The organism is Novosphingobium hassiacum, assembly GCF_014196055.1.
GTDB classification, from domain to species: Bacteria; Pseudomonadota; Alphaproteobacteria; order Sphingomonadales; family Sphingomonadaceae; genus Novosphingobium; species Novosphingobium hassiacum.
The window spans coordinates 413,456-436,470 of the sequence record NZ_JACICY010000001.1 but is presented as its reverse complement, the minus strand read 5'-3'; the positions used below and the strand labels follow the sequence as shown (position 1 = coordinate 436,470).

The 23,015-nt window shown below is 64.8% G+C and carries 22 protein-coding genes; 11 read left to right on the top strand and 11 right to left on the bottom strand.

Annotated features, from left to right (window positions below; genetic code table 11):
• Window positions 1-144: 144 nt before the first annotated feature.
• Both GGQ88_RS02320 and GGQ88_RS02315 read right to left on the bottom strand, forming a co-directional pair.
• A complete protein-coding gene (locus tag GGQ88_RS02320; protein WP_183611398.1) occupies window positions 145-1,182 on the bottom strand; it encodes an arginine N-succinyltransferase in 1,038 nt (345 codons plus the stop codon).
• Window positions 1,182-2,387 carry a hydrolase gene (locus tag GGQ88_RS02315; RefSeq protein WP_183611397.1) on the bottom strand — a complete coding sequence of 402 codons (1,206 nt, stop codon included), beginning with the start codon at window positions 2,385-2,387 and terminating at the stop codon, window positions 1,182-1,184. The genes GGQ88_RS02320 and GGQ88_RS02315 overlap by 1 nt, the downstream gene beginning before the upstream one ends.
• Before the next feature lie 190 nt (window positions 2,388-2,577).
• On the opposite strand from GGQ88_RS02315, the gene GGQ88_RS02310 reads away from it, so the two are divergent.
• Window positions 2,578-4,707, top strand: coding sequence for a malate synthase G (locus tag GGQ88_RS02310; RefSeq protein ID WP_183611396.1), 2,130 nt, complete (start codon window positions 2,578-2,580; stop codon window positions 4,705-4,707).
• A 148-nt stretch (window positions 4,708-4,855) separates the two neighbouring features.
• On the opposite strand, the gene rsmA is transcribed toward GGQ88_RS02310, so the two are convergent.
• The 4 genes from rsmA to GGQ88_RS02290 all read right to left on the bottom strand — a co-directional run bounded on the left by rsmA (window position 4,856) and on the right by GGQ88_RS02290 (window position 10,628).
• Window positions 4,856-5,677, bottom strand: coding sequence for a 16S rRNA (adenine(1518)-N(6)/adenine(1519)-N(6))-dimethyltransferase RsmA (gene rsmA / locus GGQ88_RS02305; RefSeq protein WP_183611395.1), 822 nt, complete (start codon window positions 5,675-5,677; stop codon window positions 4,856-4,858).
• Entirely contained in the window at window positions 5,674-6,681 is a 1,008-nt protein-coding gene (gene pdxA / locus GGQ88_RS02300; protein WP_183611394.1) for a 4-hydroxythreonine-4-phosphate dehydrogenase PdxA, read from the bottom strand. The genes rsmA and pdxA overlap by 4 nt, the downstream gene beginning before the upstream one ends.
• A 179-nt stretch (window positions 6,682-6,860) precedes the next feature.
• On the bottom strand, window positions 6,861-8,216 hold the full coding sequence (locus tag GGQ88_RS02295) for a peptidylprolyl isomerase (protein WP_425490406.1): 1,356 nt from the start codon (window positions 8,214-8,216) through the stop codon (window positions 6,861-6,863).
• Between the two features lie 123 nt (window positions 8,217-8,339).
• Window positions 8,340-10,628, bottom strand: a complete 2,289-nt coding sequence (locus tag GGQ88_RS02290; RefSeq protein WP_183611392.1) for an LPS-assembly protein LptD — start codon at window positions 10,626-10,628, stop codon at window positions 8,340-8,342.
• A gap of 101 nt (window positions 10,629-10,729) precedes the next feature.
• Between GGQ88_RS02290 and GGQ88_RS02285 the strand changes: the two genes are divergently transcribed.
• The 3 genes from GGQ88_RS02285 to GGQ88_RS02275 all read left to right on the top strand — a co-directional run bounded on the left by GGQ88_RS02285 (window position 10,730) and on the right by GGQ88_RS02275 (window position 12,907).
• Complete coding sequence (locus tag GGQ88_RS02285) at window positions 10,730-12,187, top strand: leucyl aminopeptidase (protein ID WP_183611391.1); 1,458 nt, start codon at window positions 10,730-10,732, stop codon at window positions 12,185-12,187.
• 136 nt (window positions 12,188-12,323) lie between these two features.
• Window positions 12,324-12,476, top strand: coding sequence for a DUF2256 domain-containing protein (locus GGQ88_RS02280; protein WP_183611390.1), 153 nt, complete (start codon window positions 12,324-12,326; stop codon window positions 12,474-12,476).
• Window positions 12,476-12,907, top strand: coding sequence for a DNA polymerase III subunit chi (locus tag GGQ88_RS02275; RefSeq protein WP_183611389.1), 432 nt, complete (start codon window positions 12,476-12,478; stop codon window positions 12,905-12,907). The genes GGQ88_RS02280 and GGQ88_RS02275 overlap by 1 nt, the downstream gene beginning before the upstream one ends.
• 105 nt (window positions 12,908-13,012) lie before the next feature.
• On the opposite strand, the gene GGQ88_RS02270 is transcribed toward GGQ88_RS02275, so the two are convergent.
• Entirely contained in the window at window positions 13,013-13,312 is a 300-nt protein-coding gene (locus GGQ88_RS02270) for a GIY-YIG nuclease family protein (RefSeq protein ID WP_183611388.1), read from the bottom strand.
• Between the two features lie 245 nt (window positions 13,313-13,557).
• Between GGQ88_RS02270 and ndk the strand changes: the two genes are divergently transcribed.
• From ndk to GGQ88_RS02255, 3 genes are all read left to right on the top strand, one after another.
• Complete coding sequence (gene ndk / locus GGQ88_RS02265; protein WP_183611387.1) at window positions 13,558-13,980, top strand: nucleoside-diphosphate kinase; 423 nt, start codon at window positions 13,558-13,560, stop codon at window positions 13,978-13,980.
• A 224-nt stretch (window positions 13,981-14,204) separates the two neighbouring features.
• On the top strand, window positions 14,205-16,541 hold the full coding sequence (locus tag GGQ88_RS02260) for a TonB-dependent receptor (protein ID WP_183611386.1): 2,337 nt from the start codon (window positions 14,205-14,207) through the stop codon (window positions 16,539-16,541).
• A gap of 99 nt (window positions 16,542-16,640) precedes the next feature.
• Entirely contained in the window at window positions 16,641-16,886 is a 246-nt protein-coding gene (locus tag GGQ88_RS02255; protein ID WP_183611385.1) for a hypothetical protein, read from the top strand.
• A 10-nt stretch (window positions 16,887-16,896) separates the two neighbouring features.
• On the opposite strand, the gene purN is transcribed toward GGQ88_RS02255, so the two are convergent.
• Window positions 16,897-17,838 carry a phosphoribosylglycinamide formyltransferase gene (gene purN / locus GGQ88_RS02250; protein WP_183611384.1) on the bottom strand — a complete coding sequence of 314 codons (942 nt, stop codon included), beginning with the start codon at window positions 17,836-17,838 and terminating at the stop codon, window positions 16,897-16,899.
• Window positions 17,831-18,937, bottom strand: a complete 1,107-nt coding sequence (gene purM, locus GGQ88_RS02245; protein WP_183611383.1) for a phosphoribosylformylglycinamidine cyclo-ligase — start codon at window positions 18,935-18,937, stop codon at window positions 17,831-17,833. The genes purN and purM overlap by 8 nt, the downstream gene beginning before the upstream one ends.
• Window positions 18,938-19,050: 113 nt before the next feature.
• Between purM and GGQ88_RS02240 the strand changes: the two genes are divergently transcribed.
• The 4 genes from GGQ88_RS02240 to GGQ88_RS02225 are packed head-to-tail and all read left to right on the top strand — an operon-like array spanning window position 19,051 to window position 22,069.
• Complete coding sequence (locus GGQ88_RS02240; RefSeq protein ID WP_183611382.1) at window positions 19,051-20,325, top strand: heavy-metal-associated domain-containing protein; 1,275 nt, start codon at window positions 19,051-19,053, stop codon at window positions 20,323-20,325.
• A 33-nt stretch (window positions 20,326-20,358) separates the two neighbouring features.
• A complete protein-coding gene (locus GGQ88_RS02235; RefSeq protein WP_183611381.1) occupies window positions 20,359-20,970 on the top strand; it encodes an HdaA/DnaA family protein in 612 nt (203 codons plus the stop codon).
• A gap of 26 nt (window positions 20,971-20,996) precedes the next feature.
• Complete coding sequence (gene epsC, locus GGQ88_RS02230; RefSeq protein WP_183611380.1) at window positions 20,997-21,701, top strand: serine O-acetyltransferase EpsC; 705 nt, start codon at window positions 20,997-20,999, stop codon at window positions 21,699-21,701.
• Window positions 21,698-22,069 carry a DUF2794 domain-containing protein gene (locus tag GGQ88_RS02225; protein ID WP_246385475.1) on the top strand — a complete coding sequence of 124 codons (372 nt, stop codon included), beginning with the start codon at window positions 21,698-21,700 and terminating at the stop codon, window positions 22,067-22,069. The genes epsC and GGQ88_RS02225 overlap by 4 nt, the downstream gene beginning before the upstream one ends.
• A gap of 47 nt (window positions 22,070-22,116) precedes the next feature.
• Here GGQ88_RS02225 and GGQ88_RS02220 read toward each other — a convergent pair whose 3' ends face one another.
• A complete protein-coding gene (locus GGQ88_RS02220; RefSeq protein ID WP_183611379.1) occupies window positions 22,117-22,509 on the bottom strand; it encodes a PaaI family thioesterase in 393 nt (130 codons plus the stop codon).
• Window positions 22,506-23,009 carry a PaaI family thioesterase gene (locus GGQ88_RS02215; RefSeq protein WP_183611378.1) on the bottom strand — a complete coding sequence of 168 codons (504 nt, stop codon included), beginning with the start codon at window positions 23,007-23,009 and terminating at the stop codon, window positions 22,506-22,508. Before GGQ88_RS02215 ends, GGQ88_RS02220 begins: the two co-directional genes overlap by 4 nt.
• Window positions 23,010-23,015: the final 6 nt, after the last annotated feature.

Here is a 23,015-nt window from a genome sequence, read left to right as displayed (position 1 = left end):
GGGCGGGGCGTGGTGGTTTTTGGGTGCTGTTGGGCCTGGGGGGGCCCCCCCCCCCCCCCCCCGCCCGGCGCGCCCGGGGGGGGCGCCCCCCCCCCCCCCCCCCGGCCCCCCCCCCCCCCCCCCACGAACGGGGAAGGGAAGAAGCTACCTACTCACATGCCACACGGTGTCGCCAACGCTGACACCCAGCGCCGCCGCCGCGACCGGATCGAGCACCAGCCCGTCCTGCCCTTGGGCGACCTCGGCAAAGGTGCAGCGGTAGTCGGCCAGCCGCCCAGTCGCGACCAGCGCCTTGGCAACGCCGCCGTTGCCTTCGGGCGCGCGGATATGCGCTACAAGCGCCTCGCGCGCTTCGGCTATCGATCTGACACGATCGGTGCGCGCGGTCATCGTCGGGCCGCCGTCGAAGATATCAATGTAGCCCTCGTAGGCGAACCCTTCTTCCTCGAGCATGCGCATCGCCGCGCGGCCCGAAGGGTGCGGCAAACCGATGGCCGAGCGCGCGCTTTCGGGCAGCATCGCGATATAGACCGGGTGCTTGGGCATCAGGTCGGCGATGAACTGGTTGCCGTTGATTGCGTTGAAGTAGTCCGCCTCCTGGAAGCTCATGCCGAAGAACCGCCCGGCGACCCCGTCCCAGAACGGCGATCCGCCGCGTTCGTCGATCACCCCGCGCAATTCGGCCAGGATCTTGTCTCCGAAGCGCTGGCGGTGCATCGCGACGAACAGGTAGCGGCTGCGCGCGAGCAGCATGCCCAAGCCCCCTGCGCGCTCGGACGGATGCAGGAACAGCCCGCCGACTTCGCTCGACCCTTCGAGGTCGGTCACCAGCCCGAGCATTTCGGCGCGGAAGGTGCGGTTGAGTTCCTTCGAATGCTGGGTCAGCGTCGCCATGCGGTAGGAATAGAACGGCCACTGCCGCCCGACATTGGTGAAGATCTGCGAGGTGCCGCGCACTTCGCCGGTGGCCGAGTTTTCCAGCACGAGCACGAACAGCTCGTCCTTGAGGTCCTTGGCATCGCCGTCCGCCTCGTTGCCGAACGCTTGCGCTGCGCGGTCCAGCTTGGCGGTCAGCGATTTGCGGTCGGGCGGCAGGTTGGTGAAGCCGCCGCCGGTCAGCTTGGCCATTTCATACAGCGGTTGCAGGTCGGTCGCGCGCGCGGCGCGGATGCGGAACGTCATCAATTTCCCCCGGAAAGTCGGTGCAGGACCAGCGCGGACAGCGCCGCGCGCTCGGCCAGCGATGGCACGATCAGGTACTCCTGATCCGAATGGATCGCCCCACCGCGTACGCCCATCGTGTCGACGACGGGCACGCCGCAGGCCGCGATGTTGTTGCCGTCGCAGACCCCGCCCGATGCCTGCCAGCGGATCGGCTTTCCCAGCGCCGCGCCGCAATCGCGCACCAGCCCGAACAGCGCGGTGGCCTCGGGCGTCAAGGGCTTGGGCGGGCGCGACACGCCGCCGTGAAGGTGGATGGAAACGTCGTGTTCGGCCGCCGTTGCCGCGACGAGCGCGCTCAAGTCGAGGGCGAATTGATCGGCCAGTTCGGGCGTGCGCGGCCTCACATTGAAGCGCAGGATCGCGTGATCGGGCACCACGTTGTTCGCACTGCCGCCGTCGATCCGCGCGGGATTGATCGACAGGCCATCGCGCACCATCCCCCTCAATCCCACCGCCACGGCTGCCGCCGCGACGATCGCGTTGCGCCCGTCCTGCGGGTTCCGCCCAGCGTGAGCGGAGCGTCCCGTGATGATCGCACTGTAGTTGCCACTGCCCGGACGTTCGCCCGCCAGCGTGCCATCGGCCAAAGCGGACGGCTCGTAAGTCAGCGCGGCCGCCTTGCCGCGTGCCAGGTCAGCGATCAGCGGCGCGGACGACAGGCTGCCGGTCTCCTCGTCCGAATTGATCATCACGTCGTAGCCGACCGCCGACGCGACAGGGCTCGCCTCGAATGCTTTCAACGCCGCAAGGATCACCGCGATGCCGCCCTTCATGTCGGCAACGCCCGGCCCGTTCAGCGTCTCGGCATCGAGCCATGTCAGCGACTGGAACGCGTGGTCCGGCGGAAACACCGTGTCCATGTGCCCCGTCAGCAGGTAGCGGCGCGGTGCCTGCGGGCGGACCGACAGCACAAGATGCTCTCCGTTCTGCGTGTGCGTTTCCCGACCATCGGCAGCAATTGCGCTGACCGCATCTGCAGCGACTGTGTGTATCTCACCCGGCAGCGCGGCGAAGGCATCGGCGAGCAAATCCCACTGCTGCGCAAGGCCCGCGAGATTGCCCGTGCCGGTGTTTATCGCGCACCATCGCTCGACGTGCCCCAGCATGGCAGGCGCGTCGATCCGATCGATCAGAGCGCGTTCGGTGATGGAAATCTGTTGCATCTGTAACTGTCGTAGCGGTTCCCGGAGCCTGGGTGAACCCCTGTGTGAGTGACGGCGAACTTCCCCATTATTGCAAACCCCTGCGCGTTGATGCATAGGCTGGGCCGTTCCTCCCCAGGTCCAACGGATTCGGCTCACGCGGGCGTTGCTTGGCGTGGGCGATGCCATCTGAGTGAATGGATTGGGTGAAATGAACGGACGTATTGAACGCAGCGGGCTTCAGGTTGATCTGGGCCTTTCAACCTTCATCGACAGCGAAGTTCTGGCCCCGCTGGGCCTTGAAGCGGATGCATTCTGGCAAGGCTTTGCCGCTCTCGTCGCGCGCTTTTCGCCGGTAAATCGCGCGCTGCTGGCCAAGCGCGACGACTTGCAGGTGCAGATCGATGCGTGGCATCGCGACCGCCGGGGCAAGCCGCTGGATGCCGCCGAATACCGCGCGTTCCTGACGCAGATTGGCTATCTCGTGCCCGAACCGACGCCCTTCGCGATCGGCACGCAGAACGTCGATCCCGAGATCGCGACGATGGCAGGGCCGCAACTGGTCGTGCCCGCACTCAACGACCGCTTCGTCCTCAACGCGGCCAATGCGCGCTGGGGCAGCCTATACGATGCATGGTATGGCACCGATGCGCTCGACGCAGCCCCAGCACGGCCCGGTGGCTACGACACCGAACGCGGCGCGGCGGTGATGCGGGCAGGGCGCGCGTTCCTTGACGCTACCTTCCCGCTCAAGGACATGAGCTGGTCCGACTGGGACGGCGACAGCGCGCTGCCCTTGCACGACGTTACGCAATACGTAGGCAACAAAACCGGCGGCATCCTGCTCAAGAACAACGGCCTCCATGTCGAACTCGTGCTCGACCGCGCGCACCCGGTCGGCAAGGACGATAAGGCGGGAATCGCCGACATCGTCATGGAAGCGGCGCTGACGGCGATCGTCGACCTGGAGGATTCGATCGCGGCGGTCGATGCCGAAGACAAGCTGGCGGCCTATCGCAACTGGCTCGGCCTGATGCGCGGCGATCTGGAGGCGAGCTTCCAGAAGGGCGGGCGCACCATGACGCGCGCGCTCGAAGCCGACCGGGAATGGACTGCCTTGGATGGCGGCGCGCTGTCCTTGCCGGGCCGGAGCCTGTTGTTCGTGCGCAACGTGGGCCATCTGATGACCAACCCGGCGATCCTGCTGCCCGACGGCTCGGAGATCCCCGAAGGCGTGATGGACGCGGTGTTAACGTCGGCCATTGGCGCGCATGACGTGCGCGGTCTCGGGCGGCTGGCCAATAGCCGCACCGGCAGCATCTATATCGTCAAACCCAAGATGCACGGCCCCGAAGAGGTCGCTTTCACCAACGGCCTGTTCGATGCGGTCGAAGACCTGCTCGGCCTTGCCCGCCACACAGTAAAGGTCGGCGTGATGGACGAAGAGCGCCGCACTTCGGCAAACCTCGCCGCCTGCATCGGTGCCGTGCGTGACCGCGTGGTGTTCATCAACACCGGCTTCCTCGACCGTACCGGCGACGAAATCCACACTTCGATGCAGGCTGGCGCAATGATCCGCAAAGGCGCGATCAAGGGCTCGGGCTGGATTGCGGCCTATGAAAAGCGCAACGTCTGCACCGGGCTGGCGAGCGGCTTTTCGGGCAAGGCGCAGATCGGCAAGGGCATGTGGGCCGCGCCCGACATGATGCATGACATGATGGAGCAGAAAATCGCGCACCCGCGCACCGGCGCGAACACCGCGTGGGTCCCTTCACCCACCGCGGCAACGCTCCACGCGATGCACTATCATCAGGTCAACGTGTTCGACGTCCGGCGGGATGTCGCGAAGGAAGCAACGCCAAGCCTCGACGCCCTGCTGGCGATCCCGCTGGCCGAGGGCACCAATTGGTCCGAGGCCGAAGTGCGCGAGGAGCTCGACAACAATGCCCAGGGGCTGCTCGGCTACGTCGTGCGCTGGATCGACCAGGGCGTTGGCTGCTCGAAGGTGCCCGACATCAACGATGTCGGCCTGATGGAAGACCGCGCGACGCTGCGCATTTCCAGCCAGCACATCGCCAACTGGTTGCTCCACGGTGTCTGTTCGACAGAGCAGGTCATGGACAGCCTCAAGCGCATGGCTGCCAAGGTCGACGCGCAGAATGCAGGCGACCCGCTCTACGAGCCGATGGCCGGCCGCTGGGAAGAGAGCTTCGCCTTCCGCGCGGCGAGCGATCTGGTGTTCAACGGCATCGAACAACCCAACGGCTACACCGAGCCGTTGCTGCATGCGTGGCGCTTGAAGAAGAAGGCGGCTTCGGCAAGGGTTGACGAACTGGCTTGATGATCGGGAAGCGGGCTTTTGGGCCTGCTTCTTTTTGTTCGCGCAGAGGGCGCAGAGGGCGCAGAGAAAAAGGAGTAGGAGTTCGTCTTCGTGCGAACCGCCCTAATACCTTCTCAGCGCTCTCTGCGATCTCTGCGCGAAGAAACCCCTACTTCGTCAGCACCCGCGCAATCGCGACAAACTCGTCCACACTCAAAGTCTCAGCGCGCCTCTGGGAATCGATTCCCAACGCTTCCAACGCCTCGATCGCGCCGGGCAGGCCTTTCAGCGATTGCCGCAGCATCTTGCGGCGTTGGCCGAAGGCGAACTCGGTGACGCGTTCGAGCATGCGGGCCGAGACACCTTCGGGCATTGCGGCAGGCTCGACATGGACGATCGCCGACATCACCTTGGGCGGCGGCGTGAACGCGCTGCGGTGGACTTTCATCGCGATGCGCGGGGTCGAACGCCACTGCGCCAGCACCGCGAGTCGACCGTAGGCACCTGACCCCGGCACAGCGATGATCCGCTCCGCAACTTCCAGCTGGAACATCAGCGTAAGCGAGCGCCACTGCGGTGGCCAAGCCTGACCCGACAGCCAACCGGTGAACAGCGCGGTGCCGACATTGTAGGGCAGGTTCGCCGCGACATGCCATGGCCCGTCAAACAGCGTCTCGGGGGCGATCTTGGTGGCGTCGCCCTGGATCACCGTCAGCTGATCGGGGAATGCCTCGTTCAGTTCGGCAAGCGCGGGCAGGCAGCGCTTGTCCATCTCGATCGCGGTAACGTTGGCGCCCGCGCGCAGCAGCGCCCGCGTCAATCCGCCGGGGCCGGGGCCGACTTCGAGCACGTTCTGGCCCTGCAACTTGCCCGGCACCGTGGCGATGCGGCTGAGCAGCTGCTCATCGAACAGGAAGTTCTGGCCGAGCGCCTTGGTCGCGATCAACCCATGCCGGTTGACGACCTCGCGTAAAGGGGGAAGCTCGGTCAAACCAGTGTCCTTCGCGCAGCACATTCGCCCGCCATACGCAGCGCGGCAATCGTCGGCCCGACGCGTGCGGTGTCGGTCCCGGCAATACCGAAGGCAGTGCCGTGGTCGGGCGAGGTGCGGATGATCGGCAGGCCCAGCGTGACATTCACGCCCTGATCGAAATCGAGCGCCTTCAACGGGATAAGCGCCTGATCGTGGTACATGCAGATCGCCACGTCATAGCGTTCGCGTGCCTCGGCGTGGAACATCGTATCAGGTGGCAGCGGGCCCGACACAGCGATCCCGGCAGCTTGCAGCAGCACAACGGCAGGCGCGACGATCTCCGCTTCCTCCGAGCCCATGCGGCCGTCCTCGCCCGCGTGCGGGTTCAACCCCGCCACCGCGAGGCGCGGCCGGACGATGCCGAAATCGCGCACCAGCGCGGCAGCCGTGATCGCTGCGCGGTTGCGGATCAGTTCGATGGTCAGCAGTTCGGGCACGTCGCGCAAAGCCACGTGGACGGTGATCGGCACCACCCGCAGGCTCGGTCCGGCAAGCATCATCACCGCGTTTTCAGGCGCAATGCCGCAGGCGTCGGCGACGAATTCGGTCTGGCCCGGAAAGTCGAACCCGACCCGCGCCAGCCGGCTTTTGGCAATCGGCCCGGTCACCAGCGCCGCCGCCGCGCCCGAACGCACAAGGCCCGTGGCAACGCCCAGTGCAGTCAGCGCAAGCGACGCGCCCGCATCGTCGGGTTCGCCGGGCGTGTAGTCCAGATCGGCAAGGTCGAGCACCGGCAGCGCATCGGCAAAGCAGTCCGCGACCTCGTCAGGTGCCTTGACGGCACAGACCGGCACATCAAGCCCGCGCCGCCGCGCCGCTTCCTCGATCACCCGCGCCGATCCGATCACGAAGAACGGCGGCAGACTCTCGGTATGCCGCACAGCCCATGCCGCGGCCGCCATTTCCGGCCCGATACCTGCAGGATCACCGATCGAATATGCAAGGGGCAGGGCGAGAGTCATGCGCTCGCCTTAGGCCGAGCGCGACTTGCTGGAAACCACCATTTCCGTGACGCCATGATGATCCCGCTAGCGGGATAGGCCCCGGCCTCCGCCGGGGTGGCGGTAAATGGTTTATCATCAAACCAAATGTCGCCCCGGCGAAGGCCGGGGTCCATCACGGGAGGCCTCTGGCGCCCCCCTCAGTTGTACTCGATCACCGCGTCGCGACGCAGATCGCGCAGGTAGGTCTGGGCGCGCTTGTTGACGCGGTCGTCCTCGATCTGCGACATCAGCTCGTCGAAGCTCGGGCCGCTTGACACTTGCGGATCGTCTCTGCCGCAGAGCATCAGCACGCGCACGCCTTCGTCGATCGAACCGAACGGGGGGGTCGTCTGGCCGACCGGCAGATTGAGCAGCGTTTCCTGCAGTGCGCCGGGCAGGTCGCGCGCCTTGATCTGGTCGTTGGCGACGACCGTCGCGCCGATCTTTGCGGCTGCACCTTCGGCATCGCCGCAACCCTTGATCGCCTTGGCCATTGCCGCAAATTCCGCAGCTTTCTTGCCTGCTGCGTCAGAGCTGATGCCCTTGGGGAAATCGATCGAGATCTGCTTGAGGCTGAGCAGCGCGTCGCGCGGATCGGCGGTCAGCACCTGGCGCTTGTCGATCAGGTAGAGAATCGAAAAACCGCCCCGGATTTCGACGGGACCAGCCAGTTGCCCCGGCTGCATGTTGGTCGCCGCAGCGCCGAGTTCAGCCGGCAGCTGGGCAAGGCGGATCCACCCTAGATCACCGCCGACCGCTGCGGTCGAGGCTTCCGAATACTGGCGCGCATAGGCAACGAAGCTGCCGCCGCCCTTGAGCTGTTCGACGATCTTTTCGGCATTGGCGAAGACCTGCGGCTTGTTCTGGTCGGTTGCCGCAAGGAAGATTTCGCCGATGCGGTATTCTTCGGTGCCCTTGGACGCTTGCAGGCGCTGCATCATTTCCGTCACTTCGCCTTCAGAGACGTTGACGAAAGGCTGAACGTTGCGGCGCAGCAGGTTCTGCCACGCCAGTTCGCCCCGGATCTGGCGCTTGAGCGATGCAGACGATGAACCGATCCGCGTCAGGTACTTCTCCATGGCCGCACCAGACTGGCCGAAGTTCTGAGTCGCGACACGCTCGTAAGTCGCGTCGACCTGGGCGTCGTCGGCCGGGGTGTCGGCGGCCTTGGCTTCCTGGATCTGCAGCGTCTCGTCGATCAGGTTGCGCAGCACCTGCATGCGCAGCCGCTCGAGTTCCTCGCCGGAAACCTTGTTGCCATTGGCCGAGACGATCAGCGCGAGCCGCTGCTCTACGTCGGTCCCGGTCACGACCTCGCCGTTGACGATGGCCGTGGCGCGGCGGACGTTGGGATCGTTCTTGCCGAACATCACCGGGTTTGCCGGGATGTTGAGCGGGGAATTCGCGCCCTGTGCCAGAACCGGCGTCGTCGCGCAGGCCAGCGCGCCGAACGCGAGCGCTGCGGAACCAAACGAACGGGTAGCCGCCTTGCGGGTCATCTTCAGCTTGGACATCATGATCGGGTAAGTGGTCCTGTCGAACTGGCGCTAATAGTCTCGGGCATTGGCCGCGAGCGGCTTAACGCAAGCTGAGTGGCGGATTGCGCGCAAAAGGGCAAGTCTCGGCGCTTCGAGGCGCTATTTCACCCCGAGGTTCTTGAGTGAGAGTGAAATCTGGAAAGAGTTGCCGCGCTGCGCATCGCCCGTGGTCACGTAATCGCGCCGCCACGTCAACGACAGGTCGAGGCAATCGTCGGTATAGGCAACGCCGATGCGGTGGCGCAGCATCTGGAACCCGTCCGAGGTGAACGTCGGGTCTTCATCCTTGTCGGTCAGGTTGACGATGCCCGAGGCGAAGATCGAAAATGCGCGTGTGATCGGGGTGCGCGCGGCAAAGCGAAGCTCTTCGCGGTCCTGCAGGTCTTCGAAGGTCGTGGCGATATTGCGGTTGAGCCGCAAGTAGCCCGCTTCGATGTAGCGCCGGTGGTCGCCCAGCGTCGCGTCGAATTCGTTGCGGCGCAGCGCGAAACTGTCCTTGTCGAGCCGGAAGCGGTGCGTCACCTTGACGATGTCGCCGAAACGCACGGTGGTCCGCCCGACATAGTCGGAGGCACGGTTGGTCAGGCCCGTGCCGTCTGGCAGGATCGAGTTCTGGCGCGACAGACGGTAGCTCTGCCCGATCGTGGTCGTCACGCGCAGGCCCGGGCGCTGATAGTCCCAGTCGACGCCGTAGGTAAACCGCACCCCGTCCTCGATCCGGTCATGGCCCGGAAAGCGGTTCAGCGCGAATAGGTTGGTGTCTTCCAGATCGACCGAGCGCGAATCCTCGTTGGGAATCTCGAAGTTGCGCACGCCCGGCGTCGCCACGACCTGGAAACGCGGGGTCAGCACTTGCGCGCCGCCGAGGAATTCCCCGACGAACGGCCACTTCACGTCGAGCGCGGCCGTAGCGATGCCGCGTGTCTGCCAGCCGGGCTCGCCACGATAGATCGCGGTCGTGGTCAGCTCGTTCTCGGCGCTGTGATAGACGTCGCCGCGCACCAGTCCGGTCAGCGTTACTTCCTGACCCAGACCGGTGATCGTGCGCAAGTCCCACTGCGCGCGGGCAAAGGCGCGCTGGCTGTCTTGCCCCGCCGTGCGCAGGATCGCGAGGCTGTTGGCCTCGAACTCGAACCTGCCTGGAATGCCGTTGATGATCGCGCGTCGGCGATAGTCGATCGCGGGCAGGGCGAGCGGCACCATGCCCTGCGGATCGCCGACGCGTACGGTCTGCGTCGCCCAGCCGGCAATGCTCAGGTAACTCGAATTGTCGATGCGCTCGAGGTTGAGTGACGAGCGCAGCCGGTCATCGCGGCTGATGTCGTAGCGGCGCAGGAAGGTGCGATCCGACGCAAGCCGACCGTTGCCGGTCAGGCTCCAATGCGGCGAGAACTGCAGCCTGCCGGTGCCCTCGATATAACCGCGCCACGATTGCTGCTGGGTCGAAGCCGCGCCGCCGACCGAAATACGCGAACTGCGTGTGGCGTAGCCGGTGATCTGGAATGCACCGAGGTTGGTCAGATGCCGGTACTTGGCCGTCAGCATCGGCAGCGATTCGGTGTAGAACGTACCGGTCAGCGCCAGATCGCGGTTGTCCGCGATGCGCCAGTACCATGTCTCGCTGATTTCGGCGCCGTTCGACGCGCTCAGGCGAAAATCGGGGATCAGCAGGCCGGTCTCGGCGCGGAAATCCGAAGTGTGGCCAAGTCCCGGGAGCGGCAGGATCGGAATGCCGAACAGGCGCAGCGTCGCGCCGTAGTACTTCACCCGCTTTTCCTTCGCGTCGAAGTAGACGCGCGCGGCGGTCACTTCCCAGCTCGGGTTCTTGGGGCAACCGCTGCTGTCCTCGACCGAACAGCCCGAATAGGCCGCCGTATTCAAGGTCATGTTGCCGTTTTCATCGCGCGTGCCGCTGCGCGCGGCCAGCCGTCCGCCGGTGCGCAGCACGATCAGCAGGTCCTCGATCGCGCCTGCCTTGAACTCGTCGGTCAGCTCGACCTTGTCGGTATAGACGATGTTGCCGTCTTCATCGACGAAGCGGATGTTTCCGGCGGCGTTGATCTTGCCGGTGTTGCGATCCCACACGACGCTATCTGCGCGCACGGTCTGGTCCTCGCGCCGCAGCACGACGCTGCCCTCGGCGGTTACCAGTTCGGAATTGCTGTCATAGCGGACCTTGTCGGCCTCGAACCGCAAGACATCGTCCGGCGATGATTCGGCAGGCGATGCCAGTACGACCGGCGCACCTGCTTCCTGCGCGAACACCGGGAGCGCCGCGAAAGCGCCCAGTACCAGCGCGAGCGCAGTCCCGGCGGTCGTCAAAGTGATACGCGCGCGGCGCAAGCGTCGATCAGGGGCTTGCGGCTGGGGCCGCCGGGCGGATTGCATGCGCTTGCCTATCGCACCAGTGCACCCTAACTGCAATTCCACAATTTTCACCTCGGCCGATCCTTGCCGACGCGTGACGTCTTTCCGACAGGAGTCCCCGAATGAAGGTCGTTTTCCGCACCAGCGATGCCCCGCTTCCCCGCCTCGTCGCGCGGCTCGTGGTGCAAAATGCGCTTCCCGCCGATCTCGACGTGGTCGTACGCGAAGGCGCGGGCGCCGCGCGATTCACCGGCAAGGCGGGCCAGGTGTTCGAGGCGTTCGTGGCGGGCGAGGGCGGCACCAAGCGTCTGGCACTCGTCGGCATCGGCAAGGCAGAAGGGGCCGAACGCCTGCCCGCACTGGAAAAAGCAGGCGCGGCACTGACCGCCAAGTATCTCACTTCTGGTGAAACTTCGCTGGCGATCGACTTCAGCGATGCTGGCCTGAGCGGCACCGAAGCTGCTGCCGTCCTGCTCGGCGCACGGCTGCGCGGCTGGCGGCATGATGTCTACCGCACCAAACTGACCGACGAACAGAAGCGCTCGCTCGCCGAACTGGTCGCCGTCGCCGCGCCCGAGGGCACGTCTGCTGCGTGGGACATTGAAAGCGCGGTCGCCGAAGGCGTCGAGTTCACGCGCGAACTCGTCGCCGAGCCTGCCAACGTGATCTACCCCGAGAGCTTCGTCGAGCGCGCCCGCGCCCGCCTCGAAGGCAGCGGAGTCGAGATCGTCGTGCTTGGCCTTGCAGAAATGACCGCGCTCGGCATGGGCGCGCTACTTGGCGTGGCGCAAGGGTCGGTGCGCGAACCGCGCCTGCTGGCGATGCGCTGGAAGGGTGCGGAGGCGGACAAGCCGACCGCCTTCGTCGGCAAGGGCGTCACGTTCGATACCGGCGGCATCTCGATCAAGCCCGCCGCGGGCATGGAAGACATGAAGTGGGACATGGGCGGCGCGGCTGCCGTGGCAGGCACCATGCTCACGCTCGCCCGGCGCAAGGCCAAGGCCGACGTCATCGGCGTTTGCGGTCTGGTCGAGAACATGCCCGATGGTAACGCCCAGCGTCCGGGTGACGTCGTCACCTCGATGTCGGGCCAAACGGTCGAGGTGATCAACACCGATGCCGAGGGCCGCCTCGTGCTGTGCGACGCGCTGACCTGGGTGCAGAAAGTCTACAGCCCGGCCACGATCGTCGATCTCGCCACGCTGACCGGCGCAATCATCATTTCGCTCGGCCACGAATACGGCGGCATCTTCAGCAACGACGATGCGCTCCATGCCAAGCTCGATGCGGCGGGCAAGGCGAGCGGCGACAAGCTGTGGCGATTCCCGATCGGCGCGGCTTACGACAAGCTGATCGACAGCCCCATCGCGGACATGAAGAACGTCGGCCCGCGCTACGGCGGCTCGATCACCGCCGCGCAGTTCCTCAACCGCTATATCGACAAGGGCGTGGCCTGGGCTCACCTCGACATCGCCGGAATGGTCTGGGCCGACAAGCCCGGCGCGACATGGGACAAGGGCGCGACCGGCTTCGGCGTGCGTCTGCTCGACCGCTACGTCCGCGACGTGCTGGAGGCGTAACCTTGACGCGGCATCTGCCTGCTTCCCCGGCTCGACTACCCTTCGGGTATGCTCTGGGTGGTCGGGCCGGGGGAGCGGGCTGGTGCCGCACGCAATTCGCGGATGCGGATTGCGTACCCCGCAGGGGTCAAAGATAATGCCTAAAATGCGGCGCAAGTCTGATCTGCCGACCAAGACTTGCGCCGCCTGCGGGTTGCCGTTCACATGGCGCAAGAAGTGGGAGCGCGATTGGGACAACGTGAAGTTCTGTTCGGATCGTTGCCGCAGCGGGAAGGGGAAGGTGGTCTGATGCGCGTCGATTTCTACCAGCTGACCAATGATCCCGCCGAACAGGTCCTGCCGCTCATCGCGCGCAACACGCTCGCGGCGGGCGAGCGACTGCTGGTCGTGTCGGACGACCCCGCGCAACTCAAGCGTGCCAGCGATGCGCTGTGGACGCGCCTGCCCGAAACGTTCCTCGCCAACGGTCTCGCCACCGACCCCCACGCCGACCGCCAACCGATCCTGTTGTCGAGCGTCGCCGAACCGATCAACGGCGCGAAGTACCTCGCTCTCACCGATGGCGTCTGGCGCGAAGGCACCTTCGAACGCGTCTTCCTCCTCTTCCCGCCCGCCCGCATCGACGACGCGCGCGGCTGCTGGCGCATGCTCGGCACCCGCGAAGGCGTGGAACGCCGCTACTGGCGGCAGGACGGCGGCAAGTGGAAAGAGGGGCCTTAGAGTAGAAAGCCTCAGCCCGGATCAAGTCCGGGCCGACGAGTCAGAATACGCCATCACCCATTTCACGTCGCCCCGGGCTTGACCCGGGGTGAGGCTTCTTCTTCCTCAAACGAGAAACGCGAAAAGATCAGCCCAATCCGGATTGGCCTTCTCGATCAGGTCGAACTTCCATTCCCTGCGCCACCGCTTCAGCCGCTTTTCGTGCGTGATGCATTGGTCAATCGTGTCGCCACGTTCCGCCCAAACCAACCGGAGCAACTTGTGCTTCGCGCAGTAGTCCGAGCCAGTTCCCTCGCGGTGTTGATAAATTCGCCGCGACAGATCCGACGTCACGCCAACATACATCGACCCGCGATAATGGTCAGCCATCATGTAAACCCAGCCGCCACAAGTTTCCCGGTCCATTTGCCCAGCCAAGGCAAAGCCTCACCCCGGGTCAAGCCCGGGGCGACGAGAACCTAAACGGAAATGGCAAGATATTCAGCCGGGAATGGCAAGATAGTCGTCGGCCCGGACTTGATCCGGGCTGAGGCTGTTTTCTCGTTCTCGGGCGCATGCTCCCAGCCTCGAACCACCCCACCTTGCACGCACCATCAATCCCCGCTAGGGGCGCGCCCAACGGATTTCCCATACTCGCAAGGACGATACCCATGGCGGTCACCCGCACCTTCTCGATCATCAAGCCTGACGCCACGCGTCGCAACCTGACCGGCGCGGTCGTCAAGATGCTTGAAGAAGCCGGCCTGCGCGTCGTCGCTTCGAAGCGCATCCACATGAGCCGCGAACAGGCCGAGGGCTTCTACGCCGTCCACCGCGAGCGTCCGTTCTTCGGTGAACTGGTCGAATTCATGATCTCGGGCCCGGTCGTCGTGCAGGTTCTCGAAGGCGAGAACGCGATGCAGGCCAACCGCGACATCATGGGCGCGACCAACCCCAAGGACGCAGCACCCGGCACCATCCGCAAGGAACTGGCCGAATCGATCGAAGCCAACACCGTGCATGGTTCGGACAGCGACGAGAACGCCGCGATTGAGATCGCTTACTTCTTCAAGCCGGAAGAAATCGTCGGCTGATCGTTCAGTCGATCTGACGCTACGGAAGGGCCGGGGCAGCAATGCTCCGGCCCTTTTTGCGTCCGACCTGTCCCTCGGGACATTGTTGCAAGCGTGCAACGCACTGTTGGTCAAATTGGCTGGGTGTGCGACTTTCTTTTGTATGTCTTGCATACAAGTCTTAGGATGCAATCGTTCCGCTACGAGAACGACCGGGCCCTGAAGGCCCACAGGGAGGTTACCTGATGTTCGCAAACCGCGCTGCTGCGCGCCTCATGGGCTGCGCAAGTCTTTTTGCCGCAACGATCGCCATCGCCCAACCCGCTTTCGCCCAGGACGCGGCCCAAGAGGCGGCTTCGGTCGACACCGGCAACGAAATCATCGTAACCGCGCAAAAGCGTGCCCAGTCGCTGTCCGACGTCTCGCTCTCGGTATCGGCAGTCGGCACCGAACAGCTTGCCGCCAACAACACCGTGACGCTCGAAGGTCTGCAGACGCTGGTCCCCTCGATCAGCTTCGGCAACGACTTCAACTTCGCCAAGCTGTTCATTCGCGGCATCGGCCTGTCGAGCTCGCTGGCAGGCGTCGATCCCTCGGTCGCGCTGCACGTCGATGGGGTCGTCGTTTCGCTGGCTCAGGCTCAGCTCGGCTCGATGTTCGATCTGCAGCGCGTCGAAGTGCTGCGCGGTCCGCAGGGTACGCTCTATGGCCGCAATGCAACCGGCGGCGCGGTCAACCTGATCACCGCGAAGCCGACCGACACGCTCGATGGCTATTTCCGCCAGACGATCGGCGGCGATGCCCTGCTGATCCAGACCGATGCGGCTATCGGCGGCCCGATCACCGAGGGCGTGCGTGCGCGCCTCGCCGTTCAGCGCATCAAGCGTGACGGGTTCGGCGTCAACGAATTCACCGGCAACGAGATCGACAACCTCAATCAGTGGTCGGCCCGTGCGCACCTCGAATTTCTGCCGTCCGACAGCGTTAACATCCTGCTGACCGGCGAATATCACAAGGAAGACGACCGTTCGTTGGCGATCAAGTTCCGCGAGCTGTCGTTCCCCGGCGTCCTGAACGATACCATCCCGCAGAACGACGGGTTGAGCGCGCTTGGCCAGCGCAAGAATGCCGATGGCAGCCAGGCGCGTTTCTCCAGCAATCCGCGCAACCTTGCGACCAACTTCGATCCCATCAACGATCGCGAGCAGTGGGCTGTGACCTCTGCGATCACGGTGGACGCCAGCGATTCGCTGACGTTCAAGTCGTTGACGAGCTATCGCTCGTTCGACGCGATCTTCTTCCACGACTTCGATATGTCGACCTATCTCGGCTATGCCCTGGCCCAGACCAACGCCCTGCAAAGCAGCGCGAACCACTGGCAGCCGACGTTCCAGAACCAGTTCAGCCAGGAACTGCAGGCCAACGTCGACACAGACAAGTTCCATGGCGTCTTCGGGCTGTTCTATCTCGACGAACACATCCGTACCGAAAACCACATCGGTCTCGATGTCCTGACCAACACCGATCCGTTCCGCATCCAGTTCGATGGCAAACTCGATATCCGGGCCTATGCCGCGTTTGCCAACGTAACCTACGATGTGTCCGACAAGCTCTCGGTCAAGGGTGGTGCGCGTTACAGCTGGGAAGAGCGCCGTCTGCGCAACAACACCGGTCTTGGTTCGGCTGGGCTGAACCGGCTGGTGCTTGATCCGCTGCAGTGGGATGCCAAGAAGAGCTGGGACGACTTTTCGCCTTCGCTCGGGCTTGAATATCGTCCGAACAACGACCTGATGGTCTACGGCAACTGGTCACGCGGCTTCAAGAGCGGCACCGCCGAGATCGGTTCGACCCGCCGCTTGTCGCTCACGCAACCCTTGCCCTTCGTAAACCCTGAAAAGGTCGAAGCGTTCGAGGTGGGCGCAAAGTATGCCGCCGGTGGCCTCAGCGCCAATCTCGCGGTGTTCTTCCAGCGCCTCAAGGACGGCCAGTTCTCGCTGACCCGTCCGATCCCGGCACCGCCGTTCTTTACCAGCACTTTGACGAATGCTGCGGTTTCAGAAGCGTATGGCGCTGAATTCGATGTGCTGTGGCGCGCGACTGACGCATTTACGCTGTCGGCCTCGGTGAACTACCTCCATTCGGAGTTCACCAAGTTCACCGCTTCCGACCCGCTCGATCCGCGGCTGTTCGCGCCGGGCGCCAACGAAGCGCTGCTGGTGAAAGACCTTTCAGGCAATGCCACGCGCATGTCGCCCAAGTGGAGCGTAAACGTGGCTCCGACTTACGACATCGACATGAGCAATGGCGGGGTGGTCCGCCTGGGCACCAACTTCTCGTATCGCAGCAAGCAGTACCACACCGAATTCAACGATGAACGCATGGCGCAGGATGGCTATATCCAGCTTGATGCCAACGTGATGTATCGCCATCCCGGTGATCGCTTCTCGGCCAATTTCTGGATGCGCAACATCACCAACGAACTGGTCTATGCCGGCAGCTTCGCGATTTCGACCAGCCGCGCGATCGGTGGCACGCTGATGCCGCCGCGTACATATGGCGTCACGCTCGGCTACGATTTCTGATCCACCCGAGCCCCGTTCGCGGGGGACGGCAACTTCATGGGGCCGCCGGTTCAATCCGGCGGCCCTTTTTGTTACAGGGCCGTCGAGAGGAGATTCGTGATGCAAGGCATGGGTGGGGACGACTGTCCTTTTGCATTCAATTTTGACGCCGCCACATTCAAGCCGGGCGATACCGTAAGCTATCGCGTGACGGGGGACGCGACGTTTGCGGACATGCCGTTTGTGGGCGAATTGCTCGAAGTCCATGATGATCATGTGATCATTGCAGGCGATGCGACCGATCCGACGGTGCGCTATCGCGGTACGCGGGATAGCCGTCCCGAGGTGAGTGCCGACCAGATCTGAGCGCTAGGCGTCAGAATTCCATCATCGCGGCCAGCCGGCGTGGGGCCGCGGTGGTCCAACTCCGGCGGAGCCAGTCGGCGACATGGTCCCAGTCCACGTTGGGCCGGTTGAGAATCAGCCCGGCCCAGCCGCTTGCCCCGTAGTAGGCGGGGCGGAACCACGTTTCCGGGTCCTGCTCGACCAGCGCTGCCAGCTCGTCCGGCCCACTCGTCTTTACCAGCACAGCGATGTGCTCGGTGCAATGATGCTGGTCGTTGAAATAGGCGAAGTACTTGCCACCGACGCGCCAGCCCGGCGCGCCGTGACTTTCGCGCTCCTCGACCTCAGGCAGGGCAGCGGTCAGCGTGCGGCATTTGTCGAGCAGCCACACGGGATCGTTGCCGCGTGCGACGAAGCTGGCCAGCACGCGCGAATACAACTGGTGTTCGGCAATCAGCACGCGTGCGGCCAGCGTATCGGCAGTGTCCCCCGCAACGATCGCAACCGGCGTCTGGCCCAGCACCGGGCCATCATCCAGTTCGGCTGTCACAAGGTGCACGGTACAGCCACCGTGCGAATCGCCCGCTTCGATCGCACGATCGTGGGTGTGCAGACCCTTGTACTTGGGCAGCAGCGAGGGATGGATGTTGAGCATCCGCCCGTCCCAGCGCCCGACGAATTCGGGGCTGAGAATGCGCATGTAGCCTGCCAGAACGATGACCTGTGCGCCCGATGCCAGCACCTCTGCTTCCATCAGCGCGTCGTGCTCCGCCCGCGCGAAACCCTTGTGCGGCAGGCAGAACGTCGCAACGCCTTCGGCCGCCGCAAGCGCAAGGCCTGTGGCATCCGGGTTGTTCGATAGCACCAGCACGATTTCGTACGGGCAATCGCCCGCGCGACTGGCGTAAAGCAGCGCAGCCATATTGGTCCCGCTGCCGGATATGAATACGGCGACGGGCGTGCGCTCAGCCAAGGTGAACGGCTTCCCACGCCTTGCGTGCGGCCCACGTCTCGACGCTGCCGCTGACCGTACAGCCCTTGTCGCCCGCCACGATCTCGCCGATGCGGAATACGGTCTCGCCCACCGAAGTAAGGTCAGCCGCCAGCGCCTCTGCTTCGTCAGGAGCAACCGCCAGCACCATGCCGATGCCGCAGTTGAACGTGCGCGCCATCTCGCCAGGTTCGATATTGCCCTGCGCCTGCAGGAACGCCATCAACCGGCTCTGCTCCCAGCTGTCGGCATCGATCTTCGCGTGGAGGCCCGCAGGCAGCACGCGCGGCACGTTCTCGAGCAGCCCGCCGCCGGTAATGTGTGCCAGCGCGTGAATACGGCCCGCACGGATGAACGGCAGCAGCGTCTTCACATAGATCCGCGTCGGCTCGATCAGATAGTCGATCAGCAGGCGCTCGTTGTCGAACAGGGCAGGGCGGTCGAGCTTCCAGCCGCGATCCGCGGCCAGACGGCGCACCAGCGAATAACCGTTGGAATGAACGCCCGACGAGGCAAGGCCCAGCAGCACGTCGCCGGCAGCCACGCGGTCACCCGTCAGTTGCTCGCCGCGCTCGACCGCGCCGACGCAGAAGCCTGCCAGATCATAGTCACCTGCGGCATACATGCCCGGCATCTCGGCAGTTTCGCCACCGATCAGCGCGCAGCCTGCGATCTTGCAGCCCTCGGCAATGCCCGCGACCACGCGCTCGGCCACGCCGTTGTCGAGCGCGCCGGTTGCGAAGTAATCGAGGAAGAACAGCGGCTCTGCGCCTTGTACGATCAGGTCGTTGACGCACATCGCCACCAGGTCTTCGCCGATCCGGTCATGGCGGTCATGGTCGATCGCCAGCTTGACCTTCGTGCCCACGCCGTCGTTGCCCGCAACCAGCAGAGGGTCCTTGTAACCCGCTGCCTTCAGGTCGAAAAATCCCCCGAAACCGCCAAGCTCCGCGTCCGCTCCGGGGCGGGCCGTGGCCTTGGCCAAGGGGCCGATGGCTTTCACCAGGGCGTTGCCCGCGGCGATGTTCACGCCGGCCTGGGCGTAGCTGTAGCTTTGCGGCTTTTGATCGTGATCGCTCATGGAACGCGGAGCTAGCCGTTTCCTGCTTGGATTTCCACTCGCCTTTGGGCAAAAGCGCACCCGACAGGCCGCCTTGTCCCCAAAAAGCGTGGCCCAATAGTTCCGGAGTTCCCTTGGTCGCCCTGCGCCTGCCTTTTGAAAGTGCCAAGAATCGCAAGGCCGCCATCATCGGCCTCGCCCTGCTGGCGGGGCTCGGCGGCGCTGCGCTCGTTGCGCAGATTGAGGGTGATCGCGGCATCCCGCCGATCGCCAGCAATGGCGATTTCGAGGTGCGCGGGATCGAGGTGAATGTCGGCGGCGACAATCCCGAAGATGCGCGCAACAACGGCTGGAACGAGGCGGCGCGGCTTGGTTGGGCCAAGCTGTGGGCATCGAACGGCGGCGGCGGGGCGGCTCCCAAGCTTGATGACGCCACGCTCGAATCGATGATTTCGGCCATCGCGGTCGAACACGAACAGATCGGTCCGCGTCGCTACATCGCGCGTGTGGGCGTGATTTTCGACCGCGCGCGCACCAGCGAACGCCTCGGTATGGTCGGGGCAAAGGCGCGCTCGGCCCCGGTGCTGGTCATCCCGGTGCTCTATCAGGGCGGCGTGGCGACCGTGTTCGAAACGCGCACGCCGTGGCAGAAGGCATGGGCCGAATACCGCACCGGCAACAGCGCGGTCGACTACATCCGCCCCCCCGGCGCAGGCTCCGATTCGCTGCTGCTTACCGCTGGCCAGCTCGAACGCCGCAGCCGTAACTGGTGGCGACTGATTCTCGACGAATTCGGCGCGGCCGACGTAATCATGCCGATCGCGCGGCTTGACCGCGATTATCCCGGTGGTCCGGTACGCGGCACCTTCACCGCGCGCTACGGCCCGGACAACCGCTTCCTCGGCAGCTTCACGCTCGCCGTGCGGTCCGAGGCTGAATTGCCCGGGATGCTCGAACAGGCGATCACGCGGCTCGACCGGATCTATACCGACGCGCTGGCAAATGGCCTGCTGCGCCCCGACCCGACGCTTAACATCGCGCCCGAAATCGATCCCGGGCTGATCGATCAGATCATCGCCAGAGAAGCGCCGCGCCCTGCGGCCGGTGCGCCGGCCGTGAGCCCCGTCGCAGCACCCAGCGCCGCTGCCTCGAGCGCTGTCGCCGCCACCACGACCAGCACCGCGACCGTACAATTCGCCACCGCCGATGGCGCGGCGGTCGATGCCGGCCTTGCCGCTCTGCGCAGCACGCCGGGCGTCAGCAGCGCGGTGTCGACTTCGATCGCGATTGGCGGGACTTCGGTCATGCGAGTTACCTACACCGGCCAGCTCGACGCGATTGCTGCCGCCCTGCGTGCGCAGGGTTGGCGCGTCACGGTGGGTGCGGGCGCACTGTCGATACGCAAGTAACCTTTTGCAAGGTTCGGGCGTATAACGCACACCATGTCGCAGATCGCCCTTCCGCTTGTGACCGCGCGCGGTGCCGAGACGGTCGTGCTGGGGCCATCGCTCCAGCCGGTCATCGACGCTTTGTCCTCGCCGAACAGCTGGCCGTTCCGCACCGCGATCCTGGCTGGCCCGCCGCGTTCGGGCAAGAGCCTGCTCGCGCGCTGGTTTGCTGAAAGCGGTGAGGGCGACGCGATCGACGGGGCCGACTCGCTGCCCGAGGACGACCTGTTCCATCGGTGGAACCGTGCGCAGGCCGATGGCCGTCCGCTATTGCTGGTTACCGACCGCGCGCCCGGCGCATGGCAGGTTGCGCTCCCCGACCTTGCTTCGCGGCTGGGCTCGGCACTGCTGATCGAGATCGGCGCGCCTGACGATCTGCTGATCGCAGGCCTGATCGCTGAACATGCGTCGCGACGCGGCCTCGTTCTGGGCGAGGCGGTGATCGCCTACCTGTTGCCCCGGATCGAGCGCAGTCACGTCGGAATAGAGTTGCTGATTGAAACTCTTGACCGTTTGTCTCTTGAGCGTAAATCACCCGTCACCATATCGCTGGTACGCGACGCACTTGCCGAGCGGTCCGGGGAGTTCCAGCCGCGCTTGCTATAGCGCTGCTAAACAGAGAGAATTGGGGCATGTTGAACGGCCTTGTCGCCTATCTGGATTCGATCCGCGCACGCGATCCCGCACCGCGTACGCGTTGGGAAATCCTGCTCTATCCGGGTCTGTGGGCCGTCGGCATGCACCGAGTCGCGCATTGGCTGTTCGAAGCCGACCTCTTTTTCCTCGCGCGCGTGGTCAATCACCTGTCGCGCTTCTTCACCGCGATCGACATCCACCCCGGCGCAAAGATCGGTCGGCACCTGTTCATCGACCATGGCTTCACCGTGATCGGCGAGACCGCAGATATCGGTGACAACGTCACGATCTATCAGTGTGTCACGCTCGGCGGCACCAATCCTGCCAACGGCGTCCCCGGCAAGCGCCATCCCACGCTGTGCGATAACGTGATCATCGGCTCGGGCGCGCAGATCCTCGGCCCGATCATCGTCGGGCCGCGTGCGCGCGTGGGTGCAAATGCGGTCGTCACCGACGATGTGCCCGAAGGCGCGACGATGATCGGCCTCAAGGCGCGCTCGACGCTGGTGCCTGCGGAAACCTGGCTCAAGGAATTCATCCCATACGGCACCCCGTGCCAGGAGCCGTGTGAACCGGCGGGCGGTGGCCGCATCGAGGATCTCGAATCGCAGGTCGCCACGCTCCAGGCGCAAGTCGCCGCGCTCCTTGAAGCGCAAGCCAGCGACGTAACGCCCGCTGTCGGCGCGAGGACCCGCAACTGAGCGCGGGCGGTCCCGAAGCCGGCAATTCCGGCACGGTCCTGCCCTTTCCGCATGCCCGCGCGGTAACCCAGGTCGCATTCGACCGCCCCGAACTGCTGCGCATCCTCGATCTCTATGGCCGCATGGTCGCAGCAGGCTTCTGGCGGGACTACGCGATGGATTTCGGCAAGGACGCTGCCAGCTTCGCCGCCTTCAAGCGCACCGCCGAACGCCCGTCGGCGCGGATCGAGAAACGTCCCTCACTGCGCGGCAAGCAAGGCATGTATTCACTGTTCGGCGAGGCAGGGCAGGTGCTCAAGCGCGGCCATGATCTGGCCGGTGTGCTGTCGCCACTGGAGCGGCGGTTGCTGAAAGTGGTCGAAGACTAGCGACCAATCCGCACCCACGGGAGTAGGGAGCGCTCATCTGACCGCAGCTAAACCTTCGCTTTCAGCAAAAAGTTCATCCAGCAGCTCGCCAGCGGCTTGTCGCGGCTGTCCTGCCACACCTCGGCACGCACATTCGCGATTCTGCGCCCCGCGCGGATGACATGGCCTTGAGCGTAGGTTGGCACCATGGCCCCGCCGCGCAAGTATTCGACCGAGATGTTGACCGGCTTGATCCGCACGCTGGCGTAGGTCTCACCCAGATCGGCACGCAAAGCCGAGATCGCGGCTATCTCGAGCAGACCGGCAATCGCGCCGCCGTGCAGATAGCCGGGACGTCCGGCGGCGCGGTCGGATGTGTCCATCACGATGACGGGCGCGCCATCCTCTACGTGGTCGATACGCATGCCCATTGCCAGGGCGTACGGCGGCAACACGCTCATGCCGGCTCCTCCAAACCGCGCGCCCAGCCATCGGACTCGACCTGAATAAATATCCCCGCCGCGTGCGCGACCGGATCGGCGATGTCGCCTTCGTGCGCGATGCCGCGTACGAAAGCCATCGACTGCTTGAGCTGATAGCATTCGGCCCAGGCGATCACGGTCTTTCCCGGGATTGCCGCGCGCACGTAATCCACCCGCAGGTCGAGCGTCACTTGCGGTCGGAAGGCGCCGCGCAAGGCCCAAACAGACATCGAGGCCGCGTTGTCGAGCAGGCTGATGATCGGGCCCGATGCCAGCACGCCGGTCTCCGGATCGCCGACCAGATCCTCGTGCCAAGGCATCGCCAGTTCGACCCAGTTGTGGCCCTGGTCACGATACTGCATCCCGATGAAGCCGGTGTGGCCATAGTTCGACATGAACTGCACGAACTGGGATGCGTCGAAGGTGCTGTCGGGTTTGATCGGCGAGCGCGCGCTATTGCCCTGTGTCGGTTTGTCCATCCTCGA

Coding starts and splice junctions, on each gene's coding strand:
- GGQ88_RS02255 (WP_183611385.1), top strand. CDS start 16,641: ATGCAAGGCATGGGTGGGGACGACTGTCCTTTTGCATTCAATTTTGAC.
- GGQ88_RS02280 (WP_183611390.1), top strand. CDS start 12,324: ATGCCTAAAATGCGGCGCAAGTCTGATCTGCCGACCAAGACTTGCGCC.
- GGQ88_RS02235 (WP_183611381.1), top strand. CDS start 20,359: ATGTCGCAGATCGCCCTTCCGCTTGTGACCGCGCGCGGTGCCGAGACG.
- GGQ88_RS02270 (WP_183611388.1), bottom strand. CDS start 13,312: ATGGACCGGGAAACTTGTGGCGGCTGGGTTTACATGATGGCTGACCAT.
- GGQ88_RS02275 (WP_183611389.1), top strand. CDS start 12,476: ATGCGCGTCGATTTCTACCAGCTGACCAATGATCCCGCCGAACAGGTC.
- GGQ88_RS02315 (WP_183611397.1), bottom strand. CDS start 2,387: ATGCAACAGATTTCCATCACCGAACGCGCTCTGATCGATCGGATCGAC.
- pdxA (WP_183611394.1), bottom strand. CDS start 6,681: ATGACTCTCGCCCTGCCCCTTGCATATTCGATCGGTGATCCTGCAGGT.
- GGQ88_RS02295 (WP_425490406.1), bottom strand. CDS start 8,216: ATGTCCAAGCTGAAGATGACCCGCAAGGCGGCTACCCGTTCGTTTGGT.
- purM (WP_183611383.1), bottom strand. CDS start 18,937: ATGAGCGATCACGATCAAAAGCCGCAAAGCTACAGCTACGCCCAGGCC.
- GGQ88_RS02260 (WP_183611386.1), top strand. CDS start 14,205: ATGTTCGCAAACCGCGCTGCTGCGCGCCTCATGGGCTGCGCAAGTCTT.
- GGQ88_RS02285 (WP_183611391.1), top strand. CDS start 10,730: ATGAAGGTCGTTTTCCGCACCAGCGATGCCCCGCTTCCCCGCCTCGTC.
- GGQ88_RS02320 (WP_183611398.1), bottom strand. CDS start 1,182: ATGACGTTCCGCATCCGCGCCGCGCGCGCGACCGACCTGCAACCGCTG.
- epsC (WP_183611380.1), top strand. CDS start 20,997: ATGTTGAACGGCCTTGTCGCCTATCTGGATTCGATCCGCGCACGCGAT.
- GGQ88_RS02220 (WP_183611379.1), bottom strand. CDS start 22,509: ATGAGCGTGTTGCCGCCGTACGCCCTGGCAATGGGCATGCGTATCGAC.
- ndk (WP_183611387.1), top strand. CDS start 13,558: ATGGCGGTCACCCGCACCTTCTCGATCATCAAGCCTGACGCCACGCGT.
- GGQ88_RS02310 (WP_183611396.1), top strand. CDS start 2,578: ATGAACGGACGTATTGAACGCAGCGGGCTTCAGGTTGATCTGGGCCTT.
- GGQ88_RS02215 (WP_183611378.1), bottom strand. CDS start 23,009: ATGGACAAACCGACACAGGGCAATAGCGCGCGCTCGCCGATCAAACCC.
- GGQ88_RS02290 (WP_183611392.1), bottom strand. CDS start 10,628: ATGCAATCCGCCCGGCGGCCCCAGCCGCAAGCCCCTGATCGACGCTTG.